Genomic DNA, 2,922 nt, shown 5'->3' on the forward strand with positions numbered 1-2,922 from the left:
GCGGTCGCCATCACGGTCACCAACGTCAACGACAATGCCCCGGTGTTCTCGTCTGGAGCGACGGCAAGCTTCGCCGAAAACGGGACCGGCACGGTCTATGATGCCGACGCCAGCGATGCCGACAATCTCGGCGCCCTGACCTATTCGCTGTCCGGCACGGACGCCGCGCTGTTCGACATCGACGCCGCGACCGGTGTTGTCACCTTCAAGGCGGCGCCCGACTTCGAGGCACCGGTCGACGCCGATGGCGACAATGTCTACGATATCGTCGTCACGGCCTCCGATGGCACGCTCACAACCGATCGGGCGGTCGCCATCACGGTCACCAACCAGAACGAGAACGGATCACCGTCGATCACGTCGAGCGGTGGTGCTGACACGGCTCAGATCTCGGTACCCGAGAACACCACGGCAGTCACTACCATAACAGCCAACGATCCGGACGCCGGCGACACACTGACGTATTCGATTGTGGGGGGCGCCGACGCCGCCCAATTCAGCGTCAATGCATCGACGGGTGCACTGAGCTTTGTGGCTGCGCCGGATTTCGAGGCGCCTAGCGATGCAGGGGCAGATAACGTCTACGATGTGACGGTTCAGGTGTCGGACGGACATGGTGGTATCGACGCGGTAGCTATTCAGATTGGCGTGCGCCAAGAGTTTTTGAATCTACCCACATCTGGCGACGACCTGCTGATTGGGACGTCTGGGGCGGATAGTTTGGATGGGCTTGGCGGGAACGACGAAATCGTCGGGCTGGGCAGCAACGATACGCTGATCGGAGGTGAAGGGAACGATGCTCTATACGGCGGAGAGGGTGAGGATCAACTGACGGGCGGAACGGGCAATGACGTCCTCTATGGCGATGCAGGGGCGGATACGCTCGATGGCGGGGAGGGTGATGATGTCCTGTATGGCGGTGCGGACAACGATGTCATTGAAGGCGGCGAGGGCAGCGACATGCTCGTTGGCGGGGATGGCGACGACACGCTGACGGATAGCGGGACGGATGGCCAATATACCGTTGTGGAGGGCGGCGCTGGTAACGACAGCCTGACGGCAGTTAGCGGCACACTTTATGGCAACGACGGCAACGACACGATCAGCTTCGCCGGCAACGGCGGTTATCAATGGTGGAACTACGCCGATGGTGGAACTGGCGAGGACATACTCACCTACAGCGGAAGCAACCTCTATTATGTAAGTCTCTATGGTGGCGACGACAGCGATGTCTTGAGCTTCTCGGGCAGCGCCTCCTACGGTCAACTGGACGGCGGCAGTGGCGACGACACCCTGACCGTCACCGGCAACTATACCTATGGCTATCTCTATGGCGGATTGGGGAACGACGCGCTGACGGCGCAAAACACGAGCGCGACGGCGGTCAGCTATCTTTATGGTGACTTCAACTCGCAGACTGGTGGTGCCGACACCCTCAATGGCGGCATTGGAATCGACTACCTCTACGGCAGCGGCGGCGACGATCAGCTGTCGGGCGGTGCAGGCAACGACCTGCTCAACGGTGGGCAGGGCATCGACACCCTGAGCGGCGGCACTGGTGTCGATACCTTCCAGGGTACTGCTGCCGAGCTCAATGGCGACACCATCACCGACTACCAGATCGGTGAAAAGATCGAACTGCTGCAGAGCTCCGACACGGCCCCGAATGTCCGCTTGGTTGCATCAGGCTCCGATACGCTGCTTGAGATCGACTCCGACAACAATGGTTCGTTTGAAACGAGTATTGCGCTTGCCGGAGTAGTGTTTGGTGAGGTTGTCCTCACCGGGAACATCATAAGGGTGATCCAGACCGCCAGCGGGCCAACCCCGGGGCCGGACGACCTGACCGGAACCGATGGGCCGGATATTATCGACGCTCTCGCCGGCAGCGATATCGTCCACGGCACAGGCGGCAATGATACCTTAACCGGTGGTCTGGGCAGAGATGAAGTTTATGGCCAGGACGGAAACGACACGTTCCTGGTCGGTGCGGCCGATGCCTCTACAGGAGAGATCTACGACGGGGGTAGCGGCGAGGACACCCTTTCTACCGATGCTGAGGTTCTCAATCTCCAGGGTGTTTCGCTAATCGACATTGAACACATCACGACGACGCGGGAAGGTGGAACTGCCTTTTTGTTCGATAACAAGGGCAATGCCTTGCTGGTGCAAGGTGCGGGCACCACCGATAGCGTCACACTCCTCAACGCCACGTTCACGATCGAGGAACGTCTGCAGATTCTGCAGCAAGGCGTCGGAACCGTAAACGACGCGTCCGGCACCTACTCGCTCAATCGCGCACCGACCACGACGGCGATAACGCTGACGGCGATTGCCGAAGATTCCGGCGCCAGGCTCATCACTCAGGCCGAGCTTTTGGCCAATGCCGAAGATGCCGATGGCAACAGCCTAACGGTGACCGGCCTGGCCATTGCCTCTGGCGCTGGCACGCTGGAGGATAACCTAGATGGGACCTGGAGTTACACGCCGGCTGCCAACGACGCCACGGGGGTGTCTTTCTCCTACACCGTGACTGACGGCTCTCTCGCGGCCATCGGTTCCGCCACACTCGACATTATCCCGATCAACAACGCACCGGTGTTCACCTCCGGCACGACGGCCAGCTTCGCCGAAAACGGGACCGGCACGGTCTATGATGCCGACGCCAGCGATGCCGACAACCTCGGCGCCTTGACCTATTCGCTGTCTGGCACGGACTCCGCGCTGTTCAACATCGACGCCGCGACCGGTGTTGTGACCTTCAAGGCTGCACCCAACTTCGAGGCACCGGCCGACGGGGATGGCGACAACATTTACGACATCGTCGTCACCGCCTCCGACGGCACGCTCGCCACTGACCGGGCGGTCGCCATCACGGTCACCAACGTCAACGACAATGCCCCGGTGTTCTCGTCTGGAGCG

Annotated in this window: 1 protein-coding gene; it reads left to right on the plus strand. The window is 60.8% G+C overall.

Annotation, left to right across the window (positions count from 1 at the left end; genetic code table 11):
- A partial coding sequence (locus ACTJKM_RS30115; RefSeq protein ID WP_440661561.1) for a cadherin-like domain-containing protein occupies positions 1 to 2,922 on the plus strand: 2,922 nt, incomplete at both ends.

This window comes from Ensifer sp. 22460 (assembly GCF_052044935.1).
Classification (GTDB): Bacteria; Pseudomonadota; Alphaproteobacteria; order Rhizobiales; family Rhizobiaceae; genus Ensifer.